Here is a 22,573-nt window from a genome sequence, read left to right as displayed (position 1 = left end):
GGTTCGGCCCTGTGCTTCTTCGGTCGCGGCCCGGCATTGCTTTCCCCGCGCGGAATTCGCAGAGTGTTCCCGGGGAAGGCACCTGCCATGAACACGGAAGTCCTCTACCAAACCCGCCTGCGCCGGTATTTGACCGCCCTGAGGAACGAACAGCCCGACTGCATTCCCATCCGGCCCTTTGTCGCAGAATTCGTCGCCCGCCATGCCGGATTCACCTGTCAACAGGTGGTGCACGATTATCGCCTGGCTTTCGAGGCCACCCTGCGGTGCGCGCGCGATTTCGATTGGGACGCCGTCGTGCCCAACATGGTGTATGTCTGGACGGGGCTCACCCAGGCGGCCGGACTTCGCTACTACGGCATTCCCGGCATCGGCATGCCGCCCAACGTGGGGTTCAACTACATCGAACCGCCCGAAGATCAAGCGTTCATGCGCGCCGACGAATACGACGCGTTGATCGCGGATCCCACCGGCTTTCTTTACGACGTCTGGCTGCCGCGGGTTTCCACGGAAATTGTCCGGCCCGGTCAGCCGGCCACGCGCCGGAGCCATCTGGCATTGGTCAAAAGCGCCATGGCCATGATGGAGTATTTCACCGCCTTCGGGCCGCAATGTGCCCGCTTGCGGCAGGAGTGCGGCACGGTCTCCGCCATTGCCGGCATTTTCAAAGCCCCGCTCGACATCCTGGCCGACAAACTGCGCGGGTACGTGGGGCTGGTCATGGACCTCCACCAACAGCCCCGTCAGGTGTTGCGCGCCTGCGAAGCCCTCATGCCGCACCTGACCCATGTGGGGTTGACGACCGCGGACCCGGCCCGCCAGGTGCCCATCGGCTTCTGGATGCACCGCGGCTGTGTCCCCTTCATTTCGCCGCAGCATTTCGCCTCTCATTACTGGCCCACGCTGCGGCCCTGCATCGAGGAATTCTGGCGCCACGGGCATCAGACCCTGTTCTACGCCGAGGGCAAATGGGATCATCACCTCGACGACTTCGCCACCCTGCCCGAGCGCAGCATCGTCTTTCACGTGGACCAGGGCGACCTGTGGTTGGCCCATCGGAAACTCCACGCCAAATTCGCCCTCAGCGGCGGCGTGCCCAATGTCCTGCTCAGCTACGGGACCCCCGAGGAACTGGAGGATCTGCTTCGCAAGATCTTTGCCGAAGTGGCCCGCGACGGTGGGTACATCCTCGATGCCGGCGCCATCATGCAGGACGACACCAACCCGGAAAACCTGAAGTTCCTCACGCGCTTCGCCCGCGAACACGGGGTTTACTCCGGCCGAAGTCACTCCGAGGCCGCACTTTCCGAGCCGCCGCGGCGGCCGTGCGATGGTGCCGATCCCTCGGGCCTGCGCGGTCTGCAGGGCCATTCTGTGGTTGGCCCGGCCCCCGGCACGTGTCTGTCCTGGGAGGTCAAACGCGCGGAATTGCCCGAGCTCAGCGGCGACCTGGAGCTGCTGGAGCGGGTCTGGAAACAGGTGGACGCCCACGGTTACACTTACATCTGGCAGCTGCTGCTGAGTTTTTGATCCTGCCTTCTGCCCCGGCGCGCGCCGCCACGGCCCCTGTGCCGGGCCGAAGTCCCGCCCTTCCTCCGCGGGGCCCGGAGGCGGGGTCTTCGAGCCGGGAGGTTCCGACCCCAATCCACAAAACGGCTTGAGCCGCAGGATGTCGCACCCACAATGGCCGCCATGCAAAACCGCCTCCGGGCATGGACCGGATTGCTGCTCTGCCTGACGGCCGGCTGCGCCGGGCCCACCGGCGATCGCACGCCCTCGGAGCGTGCGATCACGCTGCTTCCGCCGCCGGCTCCCGCCACCCCGGAAACCGTACCCACACCCATGCCCGCGGCCAACCTCCCGACCTGGCAGTCCCTTTCGCAATGGACCGCTGCTCGCGGATGGGAGGCGCCCCGTCCCTCCGCCACCGTTCCGGTGGTGACCTACCGTCTCGTCACGGGACCCCATCAGTGGGAATTCCACGCCGGCAGCCCGGTCGCTTATTGGAACGGCATCCAGATCCGGCTGGGCTTCGCCCCGCAGTGGCTCGAGGGAGACCTTTGGCTCCACGGGCTCGATTTGGCCAAGCACATCGAGCCGCTTCAACAGCCGCTGCGCCTGAGTCTGCAACAACCCCCGCGCATTGTGCTGGACCCCGGCCACGGCGGCAGCAACACCGGCACCCGCAGTGTGGTCACCGGCCAGTGGGAGAAAGAGTACACGCTCGACTGGGCCTTGCGGTTGAGCAGCCTTTTAACGGCCCGGGGCTGGGCCGTCACACTCACCCGCTCCAATGACGTGGACATTCCCCTGACCGCACGGGTGGCCATCGCCGATGCGGCCGATGCCGACGTGTTTCTCAGCCTGCATTTCAACGGGGCCGCCGGCACCAACCACGCCGGGGGGTTGGAAACGTATTGTCTGACCCCGGTGGGGATGCCCTCGGGGATCCGGCGGGAGTTCGAGGACGATCCCCAGCTGGTCCATCCCAACAACGCGTTTGACGAGGCCAGTTTCCAGCTTGCGGTCCGCCTGCATCGGGCCCTGTTGGAACACACCGGGCTGGCTGATCGTGGCGTGCGCCGGGCCCGGTTCATGACGGTCCTGCAGGGCCAGCGCCGGCCGGCCGTGTTGCTCGAGGGCGGCTATCTCACGCACCCCGAGGACGCCCGACGGATTGCCGACCCTGCTTTCCGCCAGCGGCTGGCCGAAGCGGTCGCCTCCGCTCTTCCATGAGATCCAAACGCTTGATCGTCGTCACCGGCGGAGCCGGTTTCATCGGCTCCCATCTGGTGGAACGTCTGCTGGCCGAGGGCTTCCGGGTGGCGGTGGTGGATGACCTGTCAACGGGACGCCCCGAGAACCTGCAGGCCGTGGCCCATGATCCGGGCCTGGCAGTGGACTGGGCCCCGGTGTCCCGATCCCGCGCCCTGCGTCGATGGATGCGTCAGGCCTCTGCTGTCTATCACCTGGCTGCGGCCGTGGGTGTGGAACTTGTGGTGCGCGATCCCATCCGCGTCTGTCGGGTCAACCTCCACGAGACCGAGGCCATGCTGGAACTGGCGGCCCCGCGGCGGGTGCCCGTGCTGCTGACTTCCACCTCCGAAGTTTACGGGCGGAGCGCCCGACCCGAGTTCGGCGAGGACGACGATCTGATCATCGGCCCCCCCACGCACGCGCGCTGGACCTATGCCTGTTCCAAGCTCATGGACGAGTTCCTGGCCATGGCCTACGCCCATGAACGCGGCCTTCCCATCATCATCGCGCGGATCTTCAACACCGTCGGTCCCCGCCAGACCGGTCAATACGGCATGGTCCTGCCCCGCTTCATCGAGGCTGCCAGGGCCAACACACCACTGCGCGTGTACGGCGACGGCCGACAGACTCGGTGCTTCTGCTGGGTGCTCGACACGGTGGAAGCCCTGGTCCGGCTCCAGCACTGTCCACAGGCGCGCGGCCAGGTCTTCAACGTGGGAAGCACCGAGGAGGTCAGCATCCTCGAACTGGCCCGGCGCGTGATTCAGCTGCTCGGTTCGCGCTCGCGCATCGAACGCGTCCCGTACGCCCGCGCCTACGCCCCGGGATTCGAAGATTTGCGCCGCCGGCGCCCCCGGATTGCAAAGCTGGTCCGCTATACCGGGTTCCGCCCCCGCACCTCGCTGGACGAAATCATCCGGCGGACCGCTGCCGCACTCCCCGCGTAGGGCCGTCGCCGCCGGGCGGGCGGTTTGGCTTGAAGTGTTCCCGTCTTCGAAACGGCCGCGTCCCCGGCAAACCAAAAGAAAACAGCCCACCTCCTGGCGGGCCGTGCGATTCTCGGACCGGGAGCAAGAGATCGGCCAATCCGCGGCCGATCCGCAAAATCAGTGACAGCCGCAACCCGAACCGCAGCCGCAACCGTTGATATCTTCCTCGGTCGGCATGCGGCCCAGTTCCAGCGTCAAAGAGACCTGCTGCTGGATCGCCTGGCGCATCTCCTCGAGCTCCGCCTGCGCATCCAGAAAGCCGCGGGCCACTTCGTTGGCCAGCAGGGCCTCGCGGGCCCGCTCGAATCGATCGATCTCTTCCTCGGTCAACGGCTCGCCATATTGCTGTTTTCGCCGCAGTTCCTGGCCCTGTTGGACCACGCTTTCGTACTGGGTCCGGGCCTTCTCGTCGTCGAGGAAGGCCTGGATCCGTTGCTGCGCGGACTTGAAGCCCGCGTCCTCCAGGATCGTTTCACACAGTTCGCGGGTCTTTCGCCCGATCGCGTCGCTCTGGCTCATGGTGTCGTTTTGCACGAATCGATGTCTTTCCTTCTGCCCCGGGCGCCCTGCCCGCCGGCAACGTTGGCCAAACATAGAGGAGTTTGGACGAAACGCAATGGCACAAAACAAGACCGGGACGGACCCTGCCGCAGGTTCCGCATGCCCGGGACCGGGTTTTCGAACCTGCACTGACCTGCCCGGAAGGCGGTTTGCCCGCCTTTGAGCCTCATGTGCGCGGCGGGCAGGGGTGACGAAACCCGGCAACAATCGGGGCGCATTTCCCCTGCCGACGCTTCTCCGGCTTCCGGCCCCCGCTCCATGTGGCGAAAGCGCTGGCTGGGGCGCCCGCCCATTCCGGTTCCAGCCTGTGGGCACCTCCTGTGCGTATGCCGACTTTTAGAACGCAACCTGCGCGCCAAGTGTATTGGGGAAGCCGGAGAGTCACCTGGGCTTCCGGGAGCATTCGAGTTCGGCGCGAGTCGTGCCCCGCGTGCTGATTGTCCGAGTTCGACCAACCCCCGGCTCTTTCGAGCATCACCCTTCCATCACCAACACGCGCCTGCATCCCTTCGCAGCCCTGATTCGGAAGCAGGGGGAACTGCGACAAACGTTCTCCGGCACGCGCCGGGTTGGAGCACTCACGGACGGGAGCGGAAGGATCCAAAGTGCCGGGCGATGAATTGGACGCGGAGGAGACGGACGCAAGTGACAAGTGGCCGGCGAAGGCATTGGCAGTCCGTCAGCATGTGGTGCAGTTCAGTCCTGCTCAGACCCACGCCGAAGGGATGACCCGAGGAATTCAGGAAGCGCAGCAGCTGCTGCTTGTCGTTTCTCCCGTTCTGGGCACCTTCGTCCGATCGCTCGGCCATTTCGGTCGGATTATTTATCCGAGATGCCCATCGCGGAAGACCACGTTCGCGCCGCTCTTCGCATGAGTGTCGGGCCGAAAACCGGCCTACAAACTGTCGGGGGTGCTACGGGCGCAGTATGATGGCTTACGCGAGATGTCGCGGCCGTTACTGTCACAGCAAGCGACCCTGGCGATGACCGCGATCGCTCTCAACCAAGGCCCTTGAGAACCTCACGCTCTAGCAAGGCCCGACACGCTCAGATCCGCCACGGCTCATTGGTTGCAGGGTGCGGCTCATGTGAAAGGGGCTTCTGTTGATGTTCGAGTCACAGGGTAGCCCGAGGAAGAACGGGTTTTTTAGCTCAGTCACATGTCGGAGCCATCGAAGGTAAGCGACAAAACGCCGTTTTGTCTCTGACAGCACGGCAAAATACTTTGCCGGCCAGGCGCGGCGGCTGAGCAACCTGGTACCCATGTCCCAACGAATGGCCGGTGCGGACCATGCATTATCGCAGGCATAGCGAGAATGGTGACGCCGATTCGACGTTGACTGCCTTCTAGCGGGATGTTGAAAAAGAGCCACGTTTCCTCAGAACGCCGCACAAGTCGTTGATTTGCCAGGAGAGTTCATCAACGAGAAACGTCTTCAACAATCCTGCTAGCCCGACGAATAAACAATGCTGCCGGCGACAACGCCATTGCGGAGCAAGCACTTGCAGGTGCAATTCCCCTGGCTTTATGCCAGCTCGGCACGTCGTTTGCATGTCACTGGCTTCTGAGGGAGATCCGAGCAGGAACGCGGATAATCCATCGCAGACGCCTCACCGTCTACGCGCGCTGCGATAGTGTCCCCGAACATACGTCCCATCCCTCCGAAAGTACCCCTTTACATAGACGGTCTTGGGCACTCCATACGCATTCCGCTGACCGTAATAGCTGCCGTTTTCAGCTACGAACGGGCGCACGGGTGAAAGAGCTCGCGAAGGGCTGAGCAATCTCGGAGAGATGGTGTTCGGGGGTACCGTGTAATCCGCACGCGTCGCTGCCCTTGTCGTGCCAGACACAGGCGTTTGCGCCCCTGCCCGTGGCAGCGCAATTGCCGAAGTAGAGACGTCCGTCAAACGCTGAGAGTTGTTGGCAATACCGGATGCTGGATTCCTCCATCCGTAGGGGCACAAGCCGCCTGGGTGATAGTGGGCAGTCATCCCATGATGGAAGTGATACTCGCCTGTGAAGTGGTTGTAGTGCCCACCCCGAGAATCTGTTGCCCCTGGATGCCCGAGTGCAGGGAGCTGCACGCTGACACACACGAGTACTTGCAGGATTGTTCTCATTGGAGAGATATCGTGCGCGTAACGGGATGATGGTGCGATGTAGAGGTATATGTAACAGCGGCCTTTCCTGCGATTACCGCCGGCTTGGCGAAGGCGTAATCAAATGTGGCAGGAGGGTACTCACCCTTCCCCGGGATTGTAATCCGTTGTGGAAAGGGGAGCTCTTCAAGTCCGGACGCAAATCCGTTTTGGTACAAGAGTGTCAGCGTGCTCTCACTCGCGAACACCGGCTGGTCAAGTGTAGTATTGAAGTCGCCCGCGACGATGAGCACCTTGACTTCAGTGGACAATTGCGTGGAAACACGTGGAATGTGAGCCATGAGCTGTTCTGCTGCGAGCTCCCTTTTTAAGATGTTGAATTGATGCGTAGGTTCAGCGTGCCGCGTCGACAGGTTGCTTTTCAAATGAATACCGTAAACACCAATATCGTTGGTGCGTAAACGAAAGGCAGCAAAAGAAAAGCCCCTCGGTGGGTCTGCGAGAGCAAATGTGCGCCAGTTGTCAAACCAGGCCGCATTGGCAGGGGGCCGCGAAAGAATAGCAATCTGTTGTTGCCCAACCAATCCCGCAAACTCGCTGAGCTGGGAACATACAGCGACTTCATACGTTAGTGGTGTCAACTGGCGGACGAGGTCCTGGCATGCTTTCAAGTCGCGCACTTCTTGCAACACCAGAATATCGGCATTGAGCGCTTTAAGAAGTGGCGCAACAGAAGCCACCATCGCCTGTTCGACTTCTAGCGAAGCCCGCCCACTGCGGACGCCGCTTGGCAACCATTCCAGGTTCCAGGTCAAAACCTTAACGATTCCGCCCTGAGCGGCAGAGACCGCGACGCAGAGAAGCAAGATTAACCGCCACAGATTTTGCATGGGATGCCGTCATTCGGACCGCAGGGCCTTCCCTTTGTTGTCCCGTAATAGCGACATGAACTGTTATGGCGTTTGCCGCTTGAAATGGTCAACCAATGGGAGGTCGGTTGGGCTGAACTTCCGGGCGCGGGGCGTTGCGACGATACCGATGGAACTCTGACAGCATCTGCGGGTCTTGCTTGTGGTTGGGCCCTGGACGCGACGCCGCTTTGCCTCTCGGAAAGCAGGCTTCGCAAAAGCTGGTTCTCGCGCTTCAACGCCTCGTTTTCGGCTTTCAGTCTTTCAACCTGCTTTTGGAATTCCCAAACGGAATTGGTTTCAGCGGCGAGGCCGTGGCCTTGCAACAGAACCAGTCCACACGCGAGGAGCAGGAGCAAGCCATGCGCTTTCATAATCCACTATTTCGACTCTAAAGGCGATTTGTCAAGCACAGGCCGTGTGCGTGCAGGAAAACGGGTACGTCTTCTTCGACTAGCATCAAGGGCAATTACGGCGGCTTGGGTCTGAGGCGGGATTGGGGGCTTGAACTTCCACCTGTCCGACCAGTGCTTGGGTTGGGCCTGCAGTTGTTTGAGCTGCAAAAGCCGAACGGCCCGCATCGGAGGCCAACTGCGGCCCTGGCGTTTGAAGCCGCGGTTGATCCCCACTTCGGTGTTCTTCTCCGCTGTGCCCGAGCCGCTGCTCGCTGGGGGACGGTGTGGAGTGTCGTGGCGTGGATCGTTGGCAGGGCCGCCGGCCCACCTCTTCGAGCGCGTTGCATGCGGAGCGTATCGGACGCCGGTGCTGGTGCACGAGGGGGACGATCCCGTGGCGCGAGAACGATTGAGGGACACGGTGCACCGGCGGGTGGGGGAGGAATTGGAACTGTTCGAGGCCGGAGGCGTGGCGTTCAATCCGGAAGCCGTGAGGACGGGTCGGCAGATGCCGGTGTTCTTCGCCATTGCCGTGAAAAATTCTGGGGTGCAACTGCTGGTGGACGGGTTCCTGCGGTTTGGGCCGCCGTCCCAACCGCGTCGGGTCCGCAACGGTTAGGTGCAACCGGCCAAAACGCATGTTTCCGGGTTCATTTTCAGGGTCCAAGCCAACACGGATCCGCAACATGGGGACCGCTTGGCCTTTGTGCGGGTATGTTCGGGAAGGTTCAAACGCGACATGGTCGTGCACACGCGGACGGGACGGCGGGTGCGTTTGGCCAGTGCACATCGGTTGTTTGGCCGCTAGCGGGAGACGTTAGAGAAGGCATACGCGGGGGATGTGGTGGGTTGGTGGGACATGAAGGACTTCGAGCTGGGCGACACGCTGAGGGCGGGGCGGGACGTGGCTTACGAGGAACTTCCTCAGTTTGCGCCGGACTGCGTTGTGGTTTTGCACAGTCCGAGTACGAGCCAGTTTATACGGTTTTGGGGAGACCTGCAGCAGGTTGTTGGAGCAGGAAGTGGTGCAGGTGTTCAAACTGCCCCGGAGCAGGATGCGCCCGCCGCTGCTGGGGGGCGGTAGGGCCGCTGCAGTTCGAGGTCTTGCAATACCGGCTGCAGCGGAAGTACAGGGTGGAGACGCGACTGCAGCCGGCTCCGTGGGGGTGTTGCGATGGCTGGCCGACCCGCAGGCGACCGTCGCGGAGGCAGCTTTGCCCGCGGGAGCGCGCCCGGCCCGGGACATGGCGGGTCTGCCGGTGATCCTGTTCCCGGACGAGTGGTTTTGCCGGTATGTTATCGACCGGGATCCCGAGGTGCCGCTGAGTGCGCTTCCACCGTGTCAGGTGCTGGCGCGGCCGGTGGTCATTTGATTGCGTAAGTCTCAGGGTCACCCGCTCGGTAATGGAGCGGCACGGTTTGTCGGCTGTTCAAGGCGCTTCTGCTGGCGTAAAGTCCCGCCGGCGATGAATCCACAACTTTTGATGCTGGAGGAGCGGATCCTGAAGACGCTGCGGCGAGCGGGGGCCAGGCCGTGGACGGCGGCGGAGTTGGCGCGGAGGATCGGTCCTCCCGCCGTGGCGTCGGCGGAGTTCGAGGCCGCGCTGAAGGCGTTGGAACAAAGCGGCCGAGTGGTGCGGATCAAGGGCGACCGCTATGTCCTGCCCCAGGCTGCCGATCTCATTCCGGGTCGGATCCGGATCAACCGGCAGGGCAAGGGATTCTTGCAGCCGGACGACCCGCACTTGCCGGAGATTCTCATTCCCGAGCACGCCACCGGGACCGCCCTGCACGAGGATCGGGTGTTGGTGCGGCGAAACGTGCGGCCGAAGGGGCTGCGGTCGGAGGCGCCGGAACCGGTCACGGGCGAGGTGGTGCGGATTCTGGAGCGCCGGCGGACGCAACTGGTGGGCACCCTGCAGCGCAGCAGCCGGTTTTTCTACGTGATTCCGGACGATCCGCGGATTCCTCATGACATTTACGTGCCCTCGCCCCGGGTGGGCGATCGGACGGCGCGGCTTGGGGACAAGGTGGTGGTGGCGTTGCGGGACTGGCCGTCGCGCGAGACCAACCCGGAGGGTGACCTCGTGGAGATCCTCGGGGCTCCCTCGGATCCGGGCGTGGACATGCTGGCGGTGTTGCGCCAGTACCAGTTGCCCACGGCCTTTCCGGCGGCGGTGCGACGCGAAGCCGAGGCGTTCGGGACGGAGGTGCGCCCGCAGGAATTGCGCGGCCGCGTGGATTGCCGCGGGCAACTGGTGGTCACCATCGATCCGGACGACGCCAGAGACTTCGATGATGCCATTGCGGTGGAGCGACTGGCTGATGGGCACTGGAAGCTCTGGGTGCACATTGCGGATGTGTCCCATTACGTGAAGCCGGGGACCGCATTGGACGAAGAGGCGCGGCGGCGGGGCAATTCCACCTACCTGGTCGACCGGGTGATTCCCATGCTGCCGGAGGTCCTGAGCAACGAGTTGTGCTCGCTGAAGCCCGGGGTGGACCGCCTGACCAAGTGCGTGGAATTCCTCTTGTCGCCCGACGGCCGCGTGTTGCAAAGCCGGTTTTATTCGGCGGTGATTCATTCCCGGCATCGCCTGACCTATGGCGAGGCACTGGAACGGCTGCGCCGCCCGGCCACCGATCCATTGGGTCGGATGCTGCACCAGGCTCATGAACTGGCGCAGCGGTTGCGGCGCCGGCGGTTTGCCCAGGGCGCCCTGGACCTGGATTTTCCGGAGGTCAAGCTGCGGTTGGACGAGCGGGGCCGTGTGGTGCGAGTGGAGACGGTGGTCCACGACATTGCGCATCAGTTGATCGAGGAGTTCATGCTGCTGGCGAACGAAGCCGCGGCGCGTCGGCTGCGGCAGTCGGGCCGTCCCGCGTTGTACCGCGTGCACGAGCCTCCGGACCCGGCCCGGCTGGAGGAGTATCGCCAGGAGGTGTTGAGCCACAACGTGCCGTGCGGCCGGCTGGACGACCGGGCGGAGCTGCAGCGACTGCTGGAGCGACTCAATCACCTGCCCATCGGCCCGGCCCTGAAGGTCGGGCTCCTGCGGTCTTTGATGCGGGCCCAGTACGCCACCGAACCGGTCGGCCATTTCGGGCTGAACAAGAAGGACTACACGCACTTCACCTCGCCCATTCGTCGGTACGCCGACCTGGTGGTGCATCGGGCCCTGTTCGAGCCGCGGGCACTGCCCCCGTTGGTCGAGCTCGAATCCCTGGCCGAACACCTGTCCACGATGGAACGAAACTCGGCCGATGCCGAACGGGACAGCCGCGAGGTCAAACTTTTTGCCCATCTCGAGGAGCAGCTGCGCTCGGGTCGTCCGACCCCCTACCCCGCCATGGTTACGGATGTGCGCAATCATGGCTTTTTCGTGGACCTGCCGACGCTGGGCCTCAGCGGATTCGTTCCGTTGTCGGCGATGAAAGACGACTTTTACGTGTTCGACAGCGCGCGGAACCAGCTCCAGGGACGTCGCACGCGGCGGCGGATTCGCCTGGGAGATTCGCTGTCGGTGGTGGTTGCCCGCGTGGACCGGTTCAAGAAGCAAGTGGACTTTGCGCCGGCGGCTCCTTCTGCCGGTCGTGCGCGTGAGCGGCGACCACGCCGTTCCGAGTCCGCAACGCGCGCCGAAACCGCGCACGTCCCACGGTCCCAACGGCGCTCGGGGAAACCGGCGCACGGCGCCGGTCCGGTCGGAAGCTCCGGTCCTCCACGAGCCGGGCGGCGGAACCGCGGCCGAGGACGACGCTAAAAAGCACCGAGGAGCGCTCCGGGGGAGATCGGCCCTTGTTGCGGAGACGCCGGGGGCCGCGGCCCGGGCGGCCGGCCGGGCGGTGTGGCCGGGACGAGGTCAGCTCGAGAGCGCCGGCTGTGCCGGGGCACTCGCACGAGCCGCATCCCTCCGCGCTTGTCGGAGTTCCTCGGCCCCCCAGCGGAGCAGACGCTCCGTGGTCTCCCAACTGATGCAGGGATCGGTGATGGACACGCCGTAGCGCAGTTCGTGCACCGGACGCGGGAAGGGTTGATTCCCCTCGAACAGGTTGCTTTCCAGCATGAGGCCCACGAGGGAAAGGGTGCCCTGGCAACGTTGCCGGATGACGCTGCGCCACACGTCTTCCTGGCGCGCCGGCACCTTGCCGGAATTGGCATGGCTGCAGTCCACCATGATCACGGCCGGCAACCCGGCGGCCGTGAGCTGTTCTTCCGCGACGCGGATGCTTTCCGGATCGTAGTTGGGACGCTGCCGGCCTCCGCGCAGCACGATGTGGCCCCAGGGATTGCCCGTGGTGCGCACGATGCTGGTGATGCCCTCCTCGTCCACTCCCAGAAACGCGTGCGGATGCCGCGCCGCCTGCATGGCATCGATGGCCACCTGCAAACTGCCATCGGTGCCGTTCTTGAACCCAACCGGCATGGACAGGCCACTGGCCATCTCCCGGTGGGTTTGGGATTCGGTGGTCCGGGCCCCGATGGCCGCCCAGGAGACGAGGTCGGCGATGTATTGGGGCACGATGGGGTCGAGGAATTCCGTGCCTGCCGGCAGGCCCATGCGGGTGATCTCGAGCAACAGCGCCCGGGCGCGACGCAGTCCGGTTTCGATGTCGTAGGTGCCGTCCAGGTGAGGATCGTTGATCAGCCCTTTCCAGCCGATGGTGGTGCGGGGTTTCTCGAAGTACACCCGCATGATGATTTCGAAGGTGTCCTGCAGATCCCTGCGGAGCGCCACCAGCCGCCCGGCGTATTCGAGGGCGGCCCGGGGATCGTGAATGGAACAGGGCCCCACCAGCACCAGCATCCGCGAATCCACCCGCTCCAAGATGCGCTGGACCGCCTGCCGTCCCGCCACCACGGTTGCCGCCGCCTGCTCATCCAGCGGCAGCTCGGCCAAGAGAGCCCGGGGCGGCTGCAGCCGGATGAGTTCGCGGACATGCACGTTCTGAATGCGAACCATACGGCTTACATTATCCGGTTTTGGCGGTCCCTGCAAAAGCGGGAATTCGAGGCAGACGGGGCAGTCCGGCATGATTCGAAGAAGGGAGCTTTGGGGGGGCGTTTTGATGGCCGGGGGCGCGGGGATCCCTGAGCTGTCCGGGCGATCGATCCGATGGGGCATACGACCGCGGTGGGGACGGGCCCGGGAGAGCTTGTGGCGCAGGGCGTGGGAATCGAGAGACGCGGACCTTTGGGTGTTCCGTTGGTTGTCGGCCGCCAAGGAGCACGCCGCTGGTCGGACTGGCGCGCCCGCGCTTTCAGTGTCGCTGCGGGTCCACCGGACTTTCGGCCGGTGGCCGCGGGACCTCGGAGCGACGGGCTCCTCTCTCCCCTGTGAGTTCTTCGTACACGGCGAGCGTGCTCCGGCACATGGCTTCCAACGTGAAAGGAGGGACAATGGGACGCGGCTCGGGAGGCGCGAGCAGGAATTTTCGAGTGAGTTGGGCGGCCGTCTCGATGTCGCCGGGCGGCACGGCGCCCTCGGGGAACAACGCCCGGAGTTGTTCGCCCACGCCGCCGTGGTCGTACCCGATGACCGGTCGTCCCAGCGCCAGCGCTTCCAACGTGGTTCGCCCGAAGGATTCCGGCCGGTTCGACAGGGAAAAGACCACGTCCGAAATGGCCAGGATCTCGCGCACGTCGGAGCGGTGTCCCAGAAAGAAGACCGAGCCTTCCAGCCCCAGCCGTGCAACGAGGGCATGCAGACAGCGCAGGTACTTTTCTTTGCCCGGGGAGGCACCGCCGAGAATCAGCCCGGCGACCGGGGCAGTTTCCCCGCGGAGACGCGCAAGCAATTGAAGGAAGTCTTCGTGCCCCTTCAGACGGGTGACCCGCCCCGGCAGGGTGAGAAGCCGCCGTCCAACCAAGTTGGGGAAGTCTCTCTGCCACTGTTCGCGCCAGGCCGCGTCGGGTTGATACCCGCGGGGAAACTCCGCGGGGGAGATTCCGCGGGGAATCACCCGGATGCGGGCCGGGTCGGTGCGCGGGTAGTGTTGGAGGATGTAATCGCGGATGCTCTGGGAGACTGCGATGACCCGTTCCCCCCGGGTCATGATGGCCGAGTAGGGATTGACCGTGTAAAAGCCGTGCACGGTGGTGACCAGGCGGGGGCGTTGTGGGGCCGGCAGACTGCGCCAGGCCAGCCACCCCAACCAGGCCGGCCAGCGCGATCGCAGGTGCAGGATATCCGGTTTCTCGGTGCGCAGGAGACGTCGCAACCTGGGCAGAAGGAGCAACCCGCCCGGGCCCTTGCGGTGAACGGGCAGCGTGAGGTGCCGGACCCCGGCAGCTTCCAGCGCCGGCACAAGGCGGCCGCCGTGGGAGATCACCAGCGCCTCGTGACCTTGTTCGACGAGGTAACGACCGATTTCGAGGGTGCCCCGTTCAACGCCGCCTTCGTTCAGTGCGGGGACAAGTTGCAGGACTTTCACGGCTGTCTTTCCGGGAACAATCGGGTCAGGACCAGGTCCGCGCAACGGCCCGTTTCGTGGAGGGGTCGGGGCGGGGGCAGGCGTCGACCTTGTTGGCGCCAGGTGGTGTAGAGGGTGGCGTAGCCGTCGAGCACAAGGGCGTCCAGGCCGCGCACCGGACCGCTGTTGGGGGCGTGGACCGGAGCGGGGAGCAATCCGACCCGGGCTCCGGTCGTGACCGCTTCGAACACCATGGAGATGCTGTCGGCGGTGACCCAAACCTCCTGGGCCAGCAGCAAATGATCCATGAGCGTCGAGGTGGGCGTGGTCTCGCGCGGTAGCGGTTGGACGGGCACTCCGGCCTGGACCACAGCCGTGAGAAAACCGGCGGGTGTACGGCGTGAATCGGCGGCGAACCATTGCAGTTCGGGTCGAGCGGCGCAGACTTCGCGGAGGCAGTCGATCAATGCCTCGCCGGCCCATCCGTGGCTCCGCGAGGGTCCGCCCAACAGGATCAAGCCGCGGAGTTGTTTGGGGGGCAGTTGTTCCGGAATCCGGTTCAGGCCTCCGCGGATGGGGACGACGCGGGGCGAGGCCGGCGTTTGGGAGAGGTCATGGGCCGGCACCAAACAAAGGTCGAACAGGAAGGCCGGCCAGGTGGGTTTCATGATGACCACCGATTTGGCCCGGAGCTTTCGGGCGGCCAGCCAGAGGGCCAGGTGGGTTTTGTGGCCGGCCCCGATGAGGAGGTCGGGTTTGGGCCCTGCGGCATGCAGGGCGGTCCACCAGCGGAGCGGTGGTCCGCCCGCGTCGGGGAGTCGCAAGGTTTCGATGGTGGCGCCGGTTCGGCGGGCGAGGGCTTCGGCCAGGCCCAGGCTCTGGTTCAAATGGCCGGGTCGGCCGTCGGAAAGGACGCGGATGTGTCGGGGCCGGCGAGGCGGGGCCTGTGTGGGGGAGGGGGGAGCGATCGGGACGACCGCGTTCACGGGCGGGGTGGGGCCGCGGGGGCTAGCGGCCGTAGGCGAGTCGTTCGGCCAGCCGCTCCGGCAACCCGGCGGCGCGGATTTTTTTCTGGGCGGTGGCGATGTCGTAATCCAGGCGCCGCAGCTCCACGGTGCCTTCGTCCACGTCGTACACGACGTAGGCGGCCTTGGGGTTGCCGTCGCGGGGCTGGCCCACGGCGCCCACGTTGATGAAGTACTTCTTGCCGGGCTCGATGCGGAACTTGGAGTAGGTGCCGCCGCGCACCATGCTGTCGCGCACGAAGGCCACCGGCACATGGGTGTGGCCGAAGAAACAGACGGGCGTGTTTTGGTAGGGGAAGCTGGCCGCGGCTGCCAGCTTGTCGAACACATACCCCCAGCGCTGCGGCGCGTCCAGGGTGGCGTGGACAATGGTGAAATTGGTCACCATGCGGACGTAGCGCAGGTCCCGCAGCCATTGTCGGTCTTCCTCGCTCAGCTGCTGACGCGTCCACATGACGGCCTCGGCGGCCAGGGGATTGAAGCCTTCGGCGTTTTCGTCGATGGAACAGTATTCGTCATGGTTGCCCTTGACGCAGGGCATCCCCATCGAACGGATGATTTGCAGGCATTCCCGCGGGTTGGCGCCGTAGCCCACCACGTCACCAATGCAGGCGTAATGCGTGCATCCCTGTTTTTGTGCATCCTCCAGGACGGCCTGAAGGGCCTCCAAGTTGCCGTGAATGTCCGCGATAATGGCAAACTTCATTGCTGCTCGTTCCGAGCCTTAACCTACGATCCGAAAGCCTTGCAGGCCACCGACAGCTTCCGACCAGGTCACCTCTTCGCGTTGGATGAACCGGTCCAGGCCCGCCTCCCGGATGGCCCGGCGAAACGCCTCCAGTTCCTCGCGGGTGCCTTCCGCGATGAGTTCCACGCGGCCGTCCGGCAGATTGCGGACGGTGCCGGTGACCTCGAATCCCTGGGCCACGCTTTTGGTGGTGTACCGGAATCCCACGCCTTGCACGTGCCCGGAATAGAGCACCTGCATGCGGTATCGGTTGGTCCCACTCATTGGCTCGTCGCTACCCAATTCGGTTTCCGGAATCGCGCTCCGAGGAACCGCGAAAACGCAATTCCAGCCTCTGGATGAAGCCACAACTGACCGGCTGGAGGCAACGCTTTTCCCGGGGCAGGGATTGTCGGGAGTTCCCGCCCTCTGCGCGGTGGCCGGCACCACCGGGGGTGGCCGCCCTTCGAGGACTGGCGGAGGCGGGGAAGCAATCGGCCCCGGGACCCGCGACGGGTTGGGTCCCTGTTTGCGGGGCTTCTCAGCTCGGAGAGGCGAAGGTTTTGCTTGTGAGCGGGACGGTTCCATATCGAAAAGCGTGGGCCCGGGGATTCGCCCGGGCGGCGGGTGGGAACGTTGCGGTCCGAGTGCAGGGGCACAACGCCCCGCGGGTGGCCGAAACCGGGCGCACGTTTGAGTCGGGTCGGTTGCAGTGGTAAGACTGAAGGACATGAAGCGGGGCAGAGAGGTTTGGGAGGCGGCGGCCCGGAATGCGATCGTGGTGCAGGGCGCGCGGGAGCACAATCTGAAAGACCTGACGGTGGTCATCCCGCGCGGGTGTTTCGTGGTGATCACCGGGGTAAGCGGCTCCGGCAAGAGCACATTGGCCTTTGATCTGCTTTTTGCGGAGGGACAGCGCCGGTTCCTCGATTCTCTCAACGCCTATGCGCGGCAATTCGTGGAGCAATTACCGCGGCCGGATGTGGATCGCATCCTGGGCCTGCCTCCCACGGTGAGCATCGAACAGCGTACCAGTCGCGGCGGCGGGAAAAGCACGGTGGCCACCGTAACCGAGGTGCACCATTTTTTGCGGTTGTTGTATGCACGGCTCGGGGTGTTGTACTGCCCGGACTGCGCGCAACCGGTGGAGGCGCAGACCCGACAAGCTCTGATCGAGCAGCTGCGTCGCGAAGCGCGTCGGCGCGGTGCCCTCAGGTTGCTGGCTCCGGTGGTGCGGCATCGGAAGGGGTTCCACGCAGAGGTGGCGCAATGGGCCCTGGACCACGGGTACCGACAGTTGCGGGTGGACGGGCAATGGTGCGATGCCGAGCGGTTCCCGCGGCTGGATCGGTACCGGGAGCACGATGTGGAGATAGTGGTGGGGACCCTGGATCCGCGGCGGATTCGGGTCGGGCCCCGGCCAAACGAGGGCGGGACGGCAGAATCGGCCGAAGCGCTGGTGGATCGAGCATTGGACCTCGGGCGCGGCCTGCTGCTGGCGGTGGACGGCCACGGGGCGGTGAGCGTTCATTCGATCGAACGGGTTTGTCCCGGCTGCGGCCGGTCCTATCCGCCGCTGGATCCCAAGCATTTCAGTTACAACTCGCCGCTGGGATGGTGCCCGCGTTGCCGGGGCTTCGGGGAACTGTTTTACCTGCCGGATGCGGAACGCGGGGCGGATGCGGATCAGGTCGAGGAAACGTGGTGGAGCTGGGCCACGGAGCGTGAGGTCTGTCCCGAATGTGAGGGGGCCCGGTTGAACCGACTGGCGCGGGCGGTGCGTTTGCCCGTGGGGAGGGTGGAGCCCGGGGTGCCGGAGAATCCGACGTTGGTGGATCTGGGCCGGCTGCCGGTGGAACGGGCGGAGTCGTTCTTTCGTCAGGTGCGGTTTTCGGGTCGGGCGGGGCAGATTGCGCGGGACATTCTGCCGGAAATCCGCGTGCGGTTGGGCTTTCTGCGCGAGGTGGGGTTGGGATATCTGCACCTCGATCGGTCGGTTCCCACGCTGTCGGGGGGCGAGGCGCAGCGGATTCGGTTGGCGGCACAGTTGGGTTCCAATTTGAGCGGGGTGTTGTATGTGTTGGATGAGCCCACCATCGGGTTGCACCCGCGGGACAATGAACGGTTGCTGGCCTGTTTGGAGCGGCTCTGCGCGCGGGGCAATTCCGTGGTCGTGGTGGAGCATGATGAGCAGACGTTACGGCGGGCCGATTGGCTGATTGACCTGGGACCCGGAGCGGGCGCGGAAGGGGGCCGGGTGGTGGCCACGGGGCGACTGGGCGACATCCTCCGGCATCCGCAAAGCGTTACGGGGCGTTGTTTGCGGGAGCGGCGGACGTTTCCCCTGCGAGGGGCGCGTCGGTTCGTGCCCTGGCCGCCTCCGGACCCGCCGGCCACCGAAGGGGAGGGCGTGACCTGGCTCCAACTTTGTCATGCGCGCAAACACAACCTGCAGGATTTGACGATTTGGATTCCGTTGCAGCGGCTGGTGGTGGTGACGGGGGTCAGCGGCTCGGGCAAGAGCACGTTGGTGCGACACTGTTTGTTGCCGGCGCTCCAGCGGGCGCTGGCCGGCCGCAAGGCGGCGGGCACGGGAGAATCGACCGCAGCGGAGTCCGAGGGATTGCCGTTGCTGCGCGGCGCAGAACATGTGCGCGCGGTGTACGAGGTGGATCAGTCGCCCATTGGCCGGACGCCGCGGTCCATCCCGGCGACCTACGTGGGGTTTTTCGACGAGATTCGGGCGTTGTTTGCCCAGACCCCGGAGGCGCGCATGCGGGGGTATGGGCCGGGCCGGTTCTCGTTCAACAGTCCGGAAGGACGGTGCCCGGCGTGTCAGGGAGCCGGTCAGGTCAAGCTGGAGATGAATTTTTTACCCACGGCGTATGTGCGTTGCGAGACCTGCGGGGGCACGCGCTTCAATCCCCAGACGCTGGACGTGCTGTATGCGGGACGAAACATTGCGCAAGTGCTGGATCTGACGGTGGCGGAGGCGCTCGAGGTGTTTGGGGCGGTGCCCTCGATTCGGCGCGCGCTCGAGGCGTTGCGGGACACGGGCCTGGGGTATCTCAAACTGGGCCAGACCAGTCCCACGCTCAGTGGTGGCGAGGCGCAGCGGGTCAAACTGGTCACGCATCTGTTGAGCGGGTTGCGCGGCCCGGGCGAGGGGAGGGGTCCTCAACCGCTGTCTGCGGAGCGAACGGCCCGGCGGCGGGGGAATCTGTTTCTCCTGGAAGAGCCCACGATCGGCCTGCACGCGGCGGATGTGGAACGTCTCTTGCACGTGTTGCAGCAGCTGGTGGACGCGGGCCACTCGGTGCTGGTGATCGAGCATCATCCGGAGTTGATTGCCGAGGCCGACTGGGTGATCGATTTGGGGCCGGAGGGTGGCGATGCGGGCGGACGTCTGGTAGCCTGTGGGCCGCCGGAGGTGATTACGGCCTGTCCGCAGAGCCACACCGGCCGGTTCCTGCGCCCGCTGCTTGATCGGGGACGGTCGAACGGGGGTCGGGGGAGGAGGACCTCCCCGGCGGGGGAAGGCTGAGAGCGATTTGCGGTTCGGGCCACAGGGAGGCTCGACCCGCTGCAGCACGCAGGGCGACCAGCGCGTTGGTCCGGTGCCTGCGGCGACGGTCGATGCAGTGCAGCCCGGGGGCAGTCGCTCGGGGCCGCGATTGGCGAAGTGCAGGGCGAGCGTCCGGGATGACGGCGGTTGTAAGGAGATTCGTGTTCAGCGTGGCGCAGAGCGCAGTCGGCCGGGCGGGCCTTCCCGGAGTGCGATTGCGCCCCGGGGCCTTCACTTTGGTGGAATTGCTGACGGTGGTGGCGATTGTGGGCATCCTGGCCGGCCTGTTGTTACCGGGCCTGCAGCGGGCACGCCGGCTGGCGCAGCGGGCTGCGTGTTTGAACCAACTTCGCCAGCAGGGGCTCGCGTGGCGGATGTACCTGGATGAAAGCGGAAGTCGCTTTCCCGACCGACGGGATTTGAAGGTGCGGTTGCCGGGCGGGTATCGGCCATGGTCGGACTGGCCGCCCAGCGACCCGCGGTCGGGTTGGGCCGCGGTGGTCTTGAAGGCCTGGGTGCCGGAGCGAGGGGTCTGGGATTGCCCGGGCGCGCGAGCCTCGGTGTGGGCGGGATTGCCGCAGGTGGCGCAGGCGGGGGGACTGGAGTCGAACGCACCGGTGGTGCGGTACTGGATGTGGCGGTTCGATCGAGTGGACGAGCCGGTTCCGCCGGACAATTTCTGGGGCCGGACGGAGTCGGATTGTCTGGCACTTTTGCGGGTGTCGGGCAATCCGATGGTGGGCCAGCCGCAGGGACCGTCGGAGGTGGAGCTGGTGGTGGACGTGTACTTTCCGGGGACGGTGGCCACCGTGGCCCCGGAGTGGCAGGGGCGCAGTGCGCATGCGGGTGGCCGGAATCGATTGATGTTGGACGGGCACGGCCATTTTTTGCGGGACCGGCGACTGTCGGGCCAGTGAAACGGTTCGGAGGGCCGGGCTCACGGGGTTTCTGGAGACGGGGAAAACGCCCGGGTGGGAAACTCAGCCTCGGCCTTGTCAAACAGACGGGACACCACCGAGACTGCCGGCCGGGGCGGATCGGAAGCGATTTCAGGAGCGAAGGACGGCCAAATGGAGCCACAAGGCGTGGTGAGTGAAGAGAAGGCGGCGGAGCGGGCTCGTTGGATTCGGGCGCAGTTGCCGCCGGGCGGTTTGTTCGCCGGGGCCAGCTGGCGCGTGGGCCCGACGCCGTTTCTGCTTTCGCGCGAACTGGCGGCGCAGTTGGAATCGCTGGGGCGGGTGTTGTTGCAGTTTTATCGCGCGGCGGACTTGCTGTATCGGCAGTCGGTGGCGGGAAGGCAGCCGGCCTGGGTGGCGGAATTGCTGGATCAGGGGAAGCCACCGGAACTGATTGCATGGCAGCGGCATGCGGGTTTTCGGCATGAATTGCCGCGGGTGATTCGGCCGGACGTGCTGCTGACGGCGGAGGGCCCGCGGATCACGGAGCTGGACAGTGTTCCGGGAGGGATCGGGCTGACGGCCTGGCTGCAGGAGGTCTATCACCGGCCGGCGGGAGAAGAGCCGGCCTGGCACCTGTTGGGTGGCGGAGACGGCATGGTGCGGGGATTCGCCGGCATTTTCGGATCGGCGCCGCGCGTGCACATCGTGGTCTCGGAGGAATCGGCGATGTACCGGCCGGAGATGGAGTGGTTGGCGGGCCGGTTGGGGGGGCGATTTGCGGTGCGGGATGTACGGTACCGGGAGTATGCCCCGGGGGATGCCGTGTACCGGTTTTTCGAGTTGTTCGACCTGGAGAACGTGCCGGTGGCTCGGGAGTTGTTCGATCGCGGGGCCCGCGGGGAGCTGCGCATCACCCCCCCGCCCAAGCCGGCGCTGGAAGAGAAACTGTTGCTGGCGTTGTTGTGGAATCGGAATCTGCGGGAGTTTTGGCGCAGGGAATTGGGGGCGGCGTTTTTGGAGCGCCTGCAGGGCTGGGTGCCGTACACGTGGGTGGTGGATCCCGCGCCGCTGCCGCCCCATGCGGCCATTCCGGAGCTCGGGCTGACGGATTGGCGACAGTTGAAGACGCTGTCGCAGCGTCAGCGGCAACTGATTCTGAAGGTCTCCGGGTTTGCCCCGCATGCGTGGGGAGCGCGAGGGGTTTATCTGGGCAGCGATTTGTCCCTGGAGGATTGGTCGGCGGCGGTGGAGCGTGCGCTGGCGGAGTTTCCGCGGAATCCGTGGGTGTTGCAGCGGTATCATGCTCCGGCGCGACAGCCGGCGCAGTGGTTTGATTTCGATCAGGGACGGGTGGTTTCATTCGAGGGCCGGGTGCGGCTGTGTCCGTATTATTTCGTGACGGGCGAGCGGGAACGGGCCCGCGCGCACCTGGGCGGTGTCCTGGCGACGATTTGTCCGCTGGACAAAAAGATCGTCCACGGGATGAACGAGGCGGTCGAGGTGCCGGCGGCGGTGGGGGTATGAGTGAGTGGGTGCAATTCGGGCTGTTGGCGTTCGGATCCCTGTTTGTGATCGTCGATCCGGTGTCCACGGCGCCGGCGTTTTTGGCCATGACACCGGAGCACACGCCGGCGCAACGGATCCAGATGGCGCGGTTGGCGTGCGTGGTGGCGGCCGGGGTGTTGGTGGTGTTCGCGGCGGCGGGTCAGTACATCTTCCGGTTTCTCGGGATCACGCTGCCGGCCTTTCAGATTGCGGCCAGTATTGTGTTGTTGATGGTGGCGCTCGACATGTTGAAGGCGCAGCGTTCCCGGGTGCAGGAAACGCGCGAGGAAACCGAGGCCGGCGCAAGCAAGGAGGACATTTCCGTCACGCCCCTGGCCATTCCCTTGCTGGCGGGGCCGGGCGCGATTTCCACCGCCATTTTGTTGCAGAGCCAGGCGGAAGGCTGGGTGCAACACGGCGTGTTGTATGGTGTGATCGTGCTGGTGATGCTGGCCAGCTACTGGATTCTGCACGTGGCGGCGCAGAGCAGTCGGTTTCTCAATCCGATTGCGCTCAACATTTTGTCCCGGATCATGGGTTTGCTGCTGGCAGCGGTGGCGGTGCAATTCATGGTGAACGCACTGAAGGCCCTGAGGGCGGAGCTGGGGATGGGATGAAAGGAAAGGGATCAGCCGATACGGAGACGGTTCGGACGCGTCCACGATGGCGTGACCCCGCGCACGGC

Annotated in this window: 19 protein-coding genes; 11 read left to right on the top strand and 8 right to left on the bottom strand. The window is 65.1% G+C overall.

Annotation, left to right across the window (positions count from 1 at the left end):
- Positions 1 to 87 precede the first annotated feature (87 nt).
- From ACPDIT_RS04255 to ACPDIT_RS04245, 3 genes are all read left to right on the top strand, one after another.
- Positions 88 to 1,530, top strand: coding sequence for a uroporphyrinogen decarboxylase family protein (locus ACPDIT_RS04255; RefSeq protein ID WP_423441862.1), 1,443 nt, complete (start codon positions 88 to 90; stop codon positions 1,528 to 1,530).
- 162 nt (positions 1,531 to 1,692) lie between these two features.
- On the top strand, positions 1,693 to 2,736 hold the full coding sequence (locus ACPDIT_RS04250; RefSeq protein ID WP_423441860.1) for an N-acetylmuramoyl-L-alanine amidase family protein: 1,044 nt from the start codon (positions 1,693 to 1,695) through the stop codon (positions 2,734 to 2,736).
- A complete protein-coding gene (locus tag ACPDIT_RS04245; RefSeq protein WP_423441858.1) occupies positions 2,733 to 3,704 on the top strand; it encodes an NAD-dependent epimerase/dehydratase family protein in 972 nt (323 codons plus the stop codon). The genes ACPDIT_RS04250 and ACPDIT_RS04245 overlap by 4 nt, the downstream gene beginning before the upstream one ends.
- Before the next feature lie 159 nt (positions 3,705 to 3,863).
- Here the strand turns inward: ACPDIT_RS04245 and ACPDIT_RS04240 are convergent, their stop codons facing one another.
- From ACPDIT_RS04240 to ACPDIT_RS04230, 3 genes are all read right to left on the bottom strand, one after another.
- Positions 3,864 to 4,265 (bottom strand): YlbF family regulator, encoded by a 402-nt coding sequence (locus ACPDIT_RS04240; protein ID WP_423441856.1) that lies wholly within the window; start codon positions 4,263 to 4,265, stop codon positions 3,864 to 3,866.
- A gap of 1,653 nt (positions 4,266 to 5,918) precedes the next feature.
- Positions 5,919 to 6,431 carry a YHYH domain-containing protein gene (locus tag ACPDIT_RS04235; RefSeq protein ID WP_423441854.1) on the bottom strand — a complete coding sequence of 171 codons (513 nt, stop codon included), beginning with the start codon at positions 6,429 to 6,431 and terminating at the stop codon, positions 5,919 to 5,921.
- Complete coding sequence (locus ACPDIT_RS04230; protein WP_423441852.1) at positions 6,428 to 7,300, bottom strand: endonuclease/exonuclease/phosphatase family protein; 873 nt, start codon at positions 7,298 to 7,300, stop codon at positions 6,428 to 6,430. Before ACPDIT_RS04230 ends, ACPDIT_RS04235 begins: the two co-directional genes overlap by 4 nt.
- Positions 7,301 to 8,002: 702 nt before the next feature.
- Here ACPDIT_RS04230 and ACPDIT_RS04225 point away from each other — a divergent pair.
- The 4 genes from ACPDIT_RS04225 (at position 8,003) to rnr (ending at position 11,477) form a co-directional block, all read left to right on the top strand.
- Entirely contained in the window at positions 8,003 to 8,332 is a 330-nt protein-coding gene (locus tag ACPDIT_RS04225; protein ID WP_423441850.1) for a hypothetical protein, read from the top strand.
- Positions 8,333 to 8,521, top strand: coding sequence for a hypothetical protein (locus ACPDIT_RS04220; protein ID WP_423441848.1), 189 nt, complete (start codon positions 8,333 to 8,335; stop codon positions 8,519 to 8,521).
- Positions 8,522 to 8,879: 358 nt separating this feature from the next.
- Complete coding sequence (locus tag ACPDIT_RS04215; RefSeq protein WP_423441846.1) at positions 8,880 to 9,086, top strand: hypothetical protein; 207 nt, start codon at positions 8,880 to 8,882, stop codon at positions 9,084 to 9,086.
- A gap of 93 nt (positions 9,087 to 9,179) precedes the next feature.
- A complete protein-coding gene (gene rnr, locus ACPDIT_RS04210) occupies positions 9,180 to 11,477 on the top strand; it encodes a ribonuclease R (RefSeq protein WP_423441844.1) in 2,298 nt (765 codons plus the stop codon).
- Positions 11,478 to 11,576: 99 nt separating this feature from the next.
- On the opposite strand, the gene ACPDIT_RS04205 is transcribed toward rnr, so the two are convergent.
- From ACPDIT_RS04205 to ACPDIT_RS04185, 5 genes are all read right to left on the bottom strand, one after another.
- The gene (locus ACPDIT_RS04205; protein ID WP_423441842.1) at positions 11,577 to 12,677 is read right to left on the bottom strand and encodes a 3-deoxy-7-phosphoheptulonate synthase; all 1,101 of its coding nucleotides are present in this window, start codon (positions 12,675 to 12,677) and stop codon (positions 11,577 to 11,579) included.
- A gap of 298 nt (positions 12,678 to 12,975) precedes the next feature.
- Entirely contained in the window at positions 12,976 to 14,148 is a 1,173-nt protein-coding gene (locus ACPDIT_RS04200) for a glycosyltransferase family 4 protein (RefSeq protein ID WP_423441840.1), read from the bottom strand.
- Positions 14,145 to 15,113: an ELM1/GtrOC1 family putative glycosyltransferase gene (locus ACPDIT_RS04195; protein ID WP_423441838.1), complete on the bottom strand. Its 969-nt coding sequence runs from the start codon at positions 15,111 to 15,113 to the stop codon at positions 14,145 to 14,147. Before ACPDIT_RS04195 ends, ACPDIT_RS04200 begins: the two co-directional genes overlap by 4 nt.
- 22 nt (positions 15,114 to 15,135) lie before the next feature.
- Entirely contained in the window at positions 15,136 to 15,858 is a 723-nt protein-coding gene (locus tag ACPDIT_RS04190; protein WP_423441836.1) for a metallophosphoesterase family protein, read from the bottom strand.
- An 18-nt stretch (positions 15,859 to 15,876) separates the two neighbouring features.
- The gene (locus ACPDIT_RS04185; RefSeq protein WP_423441834.1) at positions 15,877 to 16,164 is read right to left on the bottom strand and encodes an acylphosphatase; all 288 of its coding nucleotides are present in this window, start codon (positions 16,162 to 16,164) and stop codon (positions 15,877 to 15,879) included.
- 445 nt (positions 16,165 to 16,609) lie between these two features.
- On the opposite strand from ACPDIT_RS04185, the gene ACPDIT_RS04180 reads away from it, so the two are divergent.
- The 4 genes from ACPDIT_RS04180 (at position 16,610) to ACPDIT_RS04165 (ending at position 22,505) form a co-directional block, all read left to right on the top strand.
- Complete coding sequence (locus ACPDIT_RS04180; protein ID WP_423441832.1) at positions 16,610 to 19,423, top strand: excinuclease ABC subunit UvrA; 2,814 nt, start codon at positions 16,610 to 16,612, stop codon at positions 19,421 to 19,423.
- A gap of 158 nt (positions 19,424 to 19,581) precedes the next feature.
- A complete protein-coding gene (locus ACPDIT_RS04175; protein ID WP_423441830.1) occupies positions 19,582 to 20,361 on the top strand; it encodes a type II secretion system protein in 780 nt (259 codons plus the stop codon).
- A 153-nt stretch (positions 20,362 to 20,514) separates the two neighbouring features.
- A complete protein-coding gene (locus ACPDIT_RS04170; RefSeq protein ID WP_423441828.1) occupies positions 20,515 to 21,867 on the top strand; it encodes a hypothetical protein in 1,353 nt (450 codons plus the stop codon).
- Positions 21,864 to 22,505 carry a MarC family protein gene (locus ACPDIT_RS04165; protein WP_423441826.1) on the top strand — a complete coding sequence of 214 codons (642 nt, stop codon included), beginning with the start codon at positions 21,864 to 21,866 and terminating at the stop codon, positions 22,503 to 22,505. The genes ACPDIT_RS04170 and ACPDIT_RS04165 overlap by 4 nt, the downstream gene beginning before the upstream one ends.
- Positions 22,506 to 22,573: the final 68 nt, after the last annotated feature.

It is taken from the genome of Limisphaera sp. VF-2 (genome assembly GCF_049537125.1).
GTDB lineage: Bacteria > Verrucomicrobiota > Verrucomicrobiia > Limisphaerales > Limisphaeraceae > Limisphaera.
Note: the sequence above shows the minus strand (reverse complement) of the source record. Positions and strands in the feature narration are given on the sequence as shown.

Coding starts and splice junctions, on each gene's coding strand:
- ACPDIT_RS04235 (WP_423441854.1), bottom strand. CDS start 6,431: ATGAGAACAATCCTGCAAGTACTCGTGTGTGTCAGCGTGCAGCTCCCT.
- ACPDIT_RS04175 (WP_423441830.1), top strand. CDS start 19,582: ATGACGGCGGTTGTAAGGAGATTCGTGTTCAGCGTGGCGCAGAGCGCA.
- ACPDIT_RS04255 (WP_423441862.1), top strand. CDS start 88: ATGAACACGGAAGTCCTCTACCAAACCCGCCTGCGCCGGTATTTGACC.
- ACPDIT_RS04245 (WP_423441858.1), top strand. CDS start 2,733: ATGAGATCCAAACGCTTGATCGTCGTCACCGGCGGAGCCGGTTTCATC.
- rnr (WP_423441844.1), top strand. CDS start 9,180: ATGAATCCACAACTTTTGATGCTGGAGGAGCGGATCCTGAAGACGCTG.
- ACPDIT_RS04240 (WP_423441856.1), bottom strand. CDS start 4,265: ATGAGCCAGAGCGACGCGATCGGGCGAAAGACCCGCGAACTGTGTGAA.
- ACPDIT_RS04190 (WP_423441836.1), bottom strand. CDS start 15,858: ATGAAGTTTGCCATTATCGCGGACATTCACGGCAACTTGGAGGCCCTT.
- ACPDIT_RS04250 (WP_423441860.1), top strand. CDS start 1,693: ATGCAAAACCGCCTCCGGGCATGGACCGGATTGCTGCTCTGCCTGACG.
- ACPDIT_RS04180 (WP_423441832.1), top strand. CDS start 16,610: ATGAAGCGGGGCAGAGAGGTTTGGGAGGCGGCGGCCCGGAATGCGATC.
- ACPDIT_RS04205 (WP_423441842.1), bottom strand. CDS start 12,677: ATGGTTCGCATTCAGAACGTGCATGTCCGCGAACTCATCCGGCTGCAG.
- ACPDIT_RS04165 (WP_423441826.1), top strand. CDS start 21,864: ATGAGTGAGTGGGTGCAATTCGGGCTGTTGGCGTTCGGATCCCTGTTT.
- ACPDIT_RS04170 (WP_423441828.1), top strand. CDS start 20,515: ATGGAGCCACAAGGCGTGGTGAGTGAAGAGAAGGCGGCGGAGCGGGCT.
- ACPDIT_RS04185 (WP_423441834.1), bottom strand. CDS start 16,164: ATGAGTGGGACCAACCGATACCGCATGCAGGTGCTCTATTCCGGGCAC.
- ACPDIT_RS04230 (WP_423441852.1), bottom strand. CDS start 7,300: ATGCAAAATCTGTGGCGGTTAATCTTGCTTCTCTGCGTCGCGGTCTCT.